The following is a 6,211-nucleotide window of genomic DNA, read 5'->3' as shown; positions in this document are numbered from 1 at the left end:
GCGCTGGCGATCCTTCCCGCGGCGGCGCTGCTGCAGGCGGAGCTGGCGCACACGCTGCCGTTGTTCTCGCGCACCACCGGCGAGGCCTGCGCGCACTGCCATCTGGCCTCTTCGCAGCTGACGCCCGCCGGAGTCGCCTTCGCGATCGACGGCAATCGATCGCCTGCCGACACCGTGAAGGAGGCGCGCCGGCCGCCGGTCTCGGCGGTGGCGAGCGCCGGGGCGAGCGAAATGCGGGAAGTCTCGACTCCACCCGGTTCCGGAACCAGCGACCGCGACGTGATCTCGAACCGAGCCGCCGAGCTGCACGCACAGCTGCGCTTCGGGGATCTGGCGAGCGTGCGGATCCAGGCCAATGCCGGCCAGCCGCCGTCGCTTCGCGAGCGCGATGTCTGCTACGCGCAGCTCGGGGCACTCGGGGCCGGCCGCAGTTTCAACGCGCGCGTCGGCCGGTTCGACGCGGCCTTGCCGCTGCTCTCCAATCGACAGTCGGCGACCATTCATCCCTATCTCGCCCCGGTGGATCTCGACGCGCTGGGGCTCGGCCTTCAGGCCCGGTCGGGGCGCTGGTCCGGCGGGCTCGGCTGGATCGACAGCCGGCAGGATCTGCATGCCGACGGCGACGCGCCGCTTGCGCTCAGGCGCATGAACGATTCCTACCTGTGGGCCAGCCGCGGAGGGAACCGGGGCGTCGTCCAGGCCAGCTTCCTGTTCGATCGCCAGAATTCGACGCTGCCCTCGCTCACCTGGATGCAGCACTTGAAGCTGATGAGCGGCGCCGCATTCTCACTGAGTCGTCTGACGGTGATGCCGGGCTACGTGTTCGATCGCTACGACGACCGGCCTTCCGCCGGCGTGCACGAGCACCATCAGTACTTCCTGCTCGAGGCCCTGGCGCCGTTCGGCGGCCATCCGCGCTGGCTGCTCACCGGGCGCTACGAGCATGACTATCGCACGCGCACGGTTCTGACGCCCGAGGCCGACCGGCAGCTCGCGGTGGCCAATCTCAATTGCGAAGTGTTTTCGGGGACCAGCGTCGCGCTCGAAGGCTCGGACGCGCGCGACAATGTGGGCGGACCCGATCGGCGCTCGGTCAACGCGCGGATCAGGCTGGTGTACTAAGCCGCTTCCTTCTTCTCGTCCTCGGCGGGAGGCGCGAGCCGCCGCAGGCGCTTGACCAGCGCCTCGAGCTCGAAGGGGCGCAGCACGAAGTCATCCGCCCCGGCCTGCAACGCCCGTTCCACCTCTTCGCGCGTGCGGCGCGGGGAGATCACCACGATGCGGGCGCCGGTGTGGCGCGCGTCGGCGCGCACGGCGCGCACCAGCTCGAGGCCGAGATCATCGTCGGCCGACCAGCCCACCATCACCAGCTCGAGCTGCTCTTCGAGTCCCTGCAGCGCTTCGCGAGGCTGATCGGCGACCAGGATCGGCGCCGCTTCGATCGCCTGCGCGGCATGAACGAGGGCGCGGCGGACGGTGGGCGAGGGGTCGACCACCAGGCACTTCACGGCCGCCTCCGCGTTCTAGAGGTCGCGCGACAGGAGGCGGACCACCATGTCGCGAACCTCGGGCTGCTCGTAGAAACCGCGCTTGAGCTTGCCGAGCACGTCGTTCAGCCGCTCGGGCGTCAGCTCGTTCGCGGGAACCGGCTCGGTATTCGAGGCGCCCGAGATGTCGCGGGCGGTCGAAGAGATCTCGACACGATCGGCCGCGTCGCTGCTGGTCGAGGAATCCGCGGGCCCGCCACGGCGAGCGCTGTCGGAAGCCGAGCCTTGGGAGACTCGGTTGCTCCACGACGGTCGTCCGGATCCAGTGGGCTGGATGGCCATGTGGTCCTCGCCTAAGAGTGAGGGTTACCGGGCGATACCCGGGCGGGGTCGCCGGAGCTGATGCTTTCAATTTGCATTCTCGGCAGCCCGGGCCCGAACTTGAGTCCCCGGTTGTGCGGCGAAGAATGTTGATCGGGCGATTTCGAAGGGAGACCGGCGACTTCGGCGACGGATTTCAAGGACTTAGCGGGCTTCGCCAGGCCATCAACAATGTTCGCCTCACAAGCGGCAGTCAGGCCGCTTCGGCCTCGGGGGCCGCGTCGCCGGGCCGGGCGGACAGCCCCAGGGCGATCTCGCGATTGATCTTGATCAGCGCGTCCAGGCCCTTCGCGTCGGGCTCGGTGCGCAGCTCCAGCACGCGGCGGTCGAGGAACACGCTGAGCGACAGCAGCCAGGAGCGGAGCTCTGGGGGAAGGGGGTTGGCCTTGTTGGTCAGCTCGGTCTGGAAGAAGGTCCAGAGCTTCTGCGTGTAGGTCAGCGCCGCGTCCAGTTTCTCGGGACGGTCCGGGGCGTTCCAGTCCTGGCGCACGTCGTCGAGCATCCGCGCCGCCTTGAACAGCGCGTTCGCCTCCAGGTCACGCGAGGATTCCGTGACCTTGGCGCCGATGTCGTAAGAGCGACGAGCATTCGAGAACATGGACATGGGGCCCGCTTGGGATTCTCGGGTTGGCGAAAGGTCCGGACGCGGCTTCGGTCCGGCGAGGGGGATCGGGGGCCGGCTCTCGCCGGCCCCCACATCACCCGGTCTGGCGCTGGCCGGTCGCGCGAATCCCTTGCGCACCGGCGATCACGCTCGGGATTCCTAGAACAGCTTGAGGATCGCCTGCTGCGACTGCGACGAGAGGCCGAGGGCCGCGATGCCGAGCTGCTGGCGAGTCTGCAGCGCGAGCATGTTGGCGCCTTCCTCGTTCGGATCCGCCACCGTCAGGTTGTCCGCACCCGTGGTCAGGGTGTTGACCATCCCGTTGGTGAAGTCCTGGCGAGCCACGATGACGCCGTTGTCCGAACCGAGCGCCTTCGCGTTCGTGCGCAGCGTGGTGAGCGCGGTGTCGAGCTGGGTCGACGCCGTGTCCAGATTGGCGTTGGCCGCCCAGTTGCCGGCCGCGGCCGCAACACCGAGACCCGTCGAGCTGGCATCGAAGCCGGTGATCGCGATGTTCGAGGATCCGTCCTCGTTGAAGCTCACCGTCAGCGTGTCGCCGCCGAGCAGGTTGGTGCCCTTGTAACCCGAGTCGTTCGCCAGGTTGTCGATCTGGGTGAGCAGAGCGTCGTACTGGGTCGCCAGGGTGGCGCGATCCGCAGTGCTGGCGCTACGGGCCGAAGCCACGAGGCCCTTGGCCTGCTCGATCAGCGAGGTGATCGCCGTGATGCCCTCATTCGCGGCAGACACGGTCTGGATACCTTCGCCCATCTCGTCCTTGCGAGCCGACAGATCCGATGCGCGGCTGCGCTCGTTGGCGGCCGCGAAGTACGCCGCAGCGTCGTCGCTCGGGCTGTTGACCCGGAGCCCGGTCGCCAGGCGCTCGCTGGTCCGCGCCTGCAGAGCGGCGGTCATCTGAAGATTCAGAAGATTCGACCGCATTCCGCCTGCGAGGGTGATGTCATTGACACCCATGATTCGATCCCCCTTGTCCGAAGAGAGTTCCGCGCGCGGGCTCCATGCCCGGCGGCCGGCCTCTTGCCGACAATTGGAGCTTCGGAATCGCAGACAGGAACTTGAGAGCGCGGCGTTTGCGCGGTTGCGAACCGTGCAGAGTGCACGGCGGGCTGGGGGATTTGGCGCGGCTCGAGGTCGGGGCGCGGGGAGCCGGCTCCGCTCGACGGGCGATCCGGAGCCGCGCGCAGCCCCGATGGCGAAGCGCGGCGAGGCCGCACGAAGCCGGAGCAGGATACGGAGGCGAGCGCGCCCGGGTAGGGGTCCCGGGTCCTCGTGCGCCGCTTGGCTACCGCAGGTAGTCGAGCAGGCTGCTCTGCAGCACCTTGCCGATCACCGCGTAGGCGCGGTCGAGCGCGTTCTGCGCCGTGACCAGCTCGGCCGAGGCCTGGGCCGGATCCTCGTTGGCGATGCTGTCGCGAGTGTTGGCGACGTCCGTCGAGCGCTGCGCGAGCAGTGTGGCGGTGTCGGTCACGACGCGCTGGCGAGTGGCGTTTTCGGCCTCGCGGGTCAGGAGATCCTGATGCGCGGCGTCGAGCGCCGTCACCGAGGTCTGGATGGCATTGGCGTTGCCGCTGCCGATCTGCGCCTGCAGGCTGGTGAGCGCGTTGAACGTCGAGCCGAGCACCGAATCACCGGGGTGCGAGAGGTCGATGGTGAGGCCGTCGTCGAGGGTCGCGCGGCGCACCGTGTCGTCACCGACGTAGGTGCCGTCGGCGAGGAAGGGCGGCTGGTTGGTGATCGCGCCGCCGAACAGGTACTCGTTTCCGAACTTGGTGTTGCCGATCGCCACCAGCTGATCGTGGATCGACTGAAGCTCGATCCCGACCGTCGTGCGCAGCGGGTCGGTGGGCGAGGTGTTGACCACGCTCGCCGCCAGGTCTTTGGCCTGCTGCACCAGCTTCTGCGCCGACTGGATCGCGAGATCCTCGGCCTGGAGGCGCGCGGAAGCGAGCGTGCCGGTGCGCTGATAGCCCGCCATGTCGCGGAGCTGGCTGCCGTAGGTCAGGATCTGCGCCGCGTCGGCGGGAGCGTCGGACATCGAGCCGACGCGCTTGCCCGTCACTTCGCGCTCCTGAGCTCCGGCCACGTCGCCGAGGCGATTCTGAATGTCGCGCAGCGAAGTCTGCCGAATCGTGAAATCGGAAATCCGCATGGCGTTCCTCCAAGCCGTGACACCCCCTCCAGTATCGTCTAGATTCTCGACGGCTTGAGCCGGAACGTGGGGTCGAGCCTCGCGCCGCGCGCGTCTCGAACGCTCGGGCGCGCGTTCCGAGCGGTCGGAGGCCTTGAATGGCGCACATCCTGTGCGTGGATGACGACCCGGGCGTGCTGGTGGTTCTGGAGCAGGTGCTCGGGAGCCTCGGCCATCCCACCACGCTCGCCTCCAGCGTCGCCGACGCTCTGGAGCTCGCGCGCCGCGAGAGCTTCGAGCTCATCATCACCGACTACCGCATGCCCGATGCCACCGGGCTCGACTTGCTGGCGCAGCTTCGTGAGGCAGGAATCGAGACGCCGGTCATCGTGATGACCGGGTACGCCACCGTCGAGCTGGCGGTGGACGCGATGAAACGCGGCGCGGCCGATTACCTTACCAAGCCGTTGCGCTCCGAAGCCTTGCGGATTGCGGTGACCCAGGCGATCGAGGTCCATCGGCTCAAACGCACCAACGAGGCCTATCGCCGGGAGCTGACCGACCTGCAGGGCACGCGCGCGATCGTCGGCGAGTCGCCGGCGCTGCGTAAGGTGCTCGACGCCATCGCCGCGGTCGCGCCGACGCGCGCCACGGTGTTGATCGAGGGCGAATCCGGCACCGGAAAGGAGCTGTTCGCGCGCGCTATCCACGAGCAGAGCCCACGCGCCGACGGTCCCTTCGTCACCGTCAATTGCGCGGCGGTTCCCGAGGGCCTGGTGGAGAGCGCCATGTTCGGCCACGAGCGCGGCGCCTTCACCGGCGCCACGACGCGCAGCACCGGGGCGTTCGAGCGCGCTCACGCCGGCTCGCTGCTGCTCGACGAGATCTCCGAGATGCGGCTCGACCTGCAGGCCAAACTGCTGCGCGCCATCCAGGAGCAGGAGTTCGAGCGGGTCGGCGGCAGTCAAAGCGTGCGCGTGGACGTGCGGCTCATCGCCACCACCAACCGTGACCTGACCGCCGAGGTCGAGGCCGGACGTTTCCGGCGCGATCTGTTCTATCGGCTGAGCGTCGTGCCGATCCACACGCCGCCGCTGCGCGAGCGGCTCGAGGATCTGCCGGCGCTGGTGGACCACTTCGTGCGCCGTTTCTCCGGTCAGCTCGGCATGAAGCCGCCGATCGTGCCGCTCGAGACGCTTTCGCTGCTGCGCCAGCACGCCTGGCCCGGCAACATTCGCGAGCTGGCGAACGCGCTCGAGCGCGCCGTCATCTTGCAGAAGGGGGGGCGGCTGGTGATTCAGCCGCTGCCGATGGCGCCGGGATCGGCGTTCTTGCGGACGTCGGGCGTCGGGCCTGCGCCCCGCGTGGAAGCGACGGCGGGCGCAGGCGCGAGTCCGGCTGGCGTCGCGGCCTCCGCCACCGCCGCCGAGACCCTCAATCTCCACGAACTCGAGCGCATGACCATCGAGCGCGCGCTGGTCGCGACCGGCGGACACCGCGCGCAGGCCGCGAAGTTGCTCGGCATCAGCGAGCGCACCCTGCGCAACAAGCTGAACCCCAAACCCGGCGCCGACTAGGGCAGCACCGGAACTG

The 6,211-nt window shown here is 68.9% G+C and carries 7 protein-coding genes; 2 read left to right on the top strand and 5 right to left on the bottom strand.

Features of this window, described 5'->3' with window-relative positions; genetic code table 11:
* A partial coding sequence (locus VMJ70_09835) for a hypothetical protein (GenBank protein ID HTO91421.1) occupies window positions 1-1,122 on the top strand: 1,122 nt, incomplete at its 5' end.
* Here VMJ70_09835 and VMJ70_09830 read toward each other — a convergent pair.
* From VMJ70_09830 to VMJ70_09810, 5 genes are all read right to left on the bottom strand, one after another.
* Window positions 1,119-1,508: a response regulator gene (locus VMJ70_09830; protein HTO91420.1), complete on the bottom strand. Its 390-nt coding sequence runs from the start codon at window positions 1,506-1,508 to the stop codon at window positions 1,119-1,121. The two genes, VMJ70_09835 and VMJ70_09830, sit on opposite strands and share 4 nt — an antisense overlap.
* Window positions 1,509-1,523: 15 nt before the next feature.
* Window positions 1,524-1,829 (bottom strand): hypothetical protein, encoded by a 306-nt coding sequence (locus VMJ70_09825; protein ID HTO91419.1) that lies wholly within the window; start codon window positions 1,827-1,829, stop codon window positions 1,524-1,526.
* Window positions 1,830-2,061: 232 nt separating this feature from the next.
* The gene (flaF, locus tag VMJ70_09820; GenBank protein ID HTO91418.1) at window positions 2,062-2,472 is read right to left on the bottom strand and encodes a flagellar biosynthesis regulator FlaF; all 411 of its coding nucleotides are present in this window, start codon (window positions 2,470-2,472) and stop codon (window positions 2,062-2,064) included.
* Between the two features lie 159 nt (window positions 2,473-2,631).
* Window positions 2,632-3,411, bottom strand: coding sequence for a flagellin (locus VMJ70_09815; protein HTO91417.1), 780 nt, complete (start codon window positions 3,409-3,411; stop codon window positions 2,632-2,634).
* A gap of 361 nt (window positions 3,412-3,772) precedes the next feature.
* Entirely contained in the window at window positions 3,773-4,639 is an 867-nt protein-coding gene (locus VMJ70_09810; protein HTO91416.1) for a hypothetical protein, read from the bottom strand.
* 137 nt (window positions 4,640-4,776) lie between these two features.
* Between VMJ70_09810 and VMJ70_09805 the strand changes: the two genes are divergently transcribed.
* Window positions 4,777-6,195, top strand: coding sequence for a sigma-54 dependent transcriptional regulator (locus VMJ70_09805; GenBank protein ID HTO91415.1), 1,419 nt, complete (start codon window positions 4,777-4,779; stop codon window positions 6,193-6,195).
* The last annotated feature ends 16 nt before the right edge of the window (window positions 6,196-6,211 follow it).

The organism is Candidatus Sulfotelmatobacter sp., assembly GCA_035498555.1.
Classification (GTDB): domain Bacteria; phylum Eisenbacteria; class RBG-16-71-46; order RBG-16-71-46; family RBG-16-71-46; genus DATKAB01.
This window is presented reverse-complemented; position numbering and strand designations above follow the sequence as displayed.

Bases quoted from the DNA above. Each gene is read 5' to 3' on its own strand.
- VMJ70_09825 (HTO91419.1), bottom strand. From the start codon at position 1,829: ATGGCCATCCAGCCCACTGGATCCGGACGACCGTCGTGGAGCAACCGA.
- flaF (HTO91418.1), bottom strand. From the start codon at position 2,472: ATGTCCATGTTCTCGAATGCTCGTCGCTCTTACGACATCGGCGCCAAG.
- VMJ70_09815 (HTO91417.1), bottom strand. From the start codon at position 3,411: ATGCGGTCGAATCTTCTGAATCTTCAGATGACCGCCGCTCTGCAGGCG.
- VMJ70_09810 (HTO91416.1), bottom strand. From the start codon at position 4,639: ATGCGGATTTCCGATTTCACGATTCGGCAGACTTCGCTGCGCGACATT.
- VMJ70_09805 (HTO91415.1), top strand. From the start codon at position 4,777: ATGGCGCACATCCTGTGCGTGGATGACGACCCGGGCGTGCTGGTGGTT.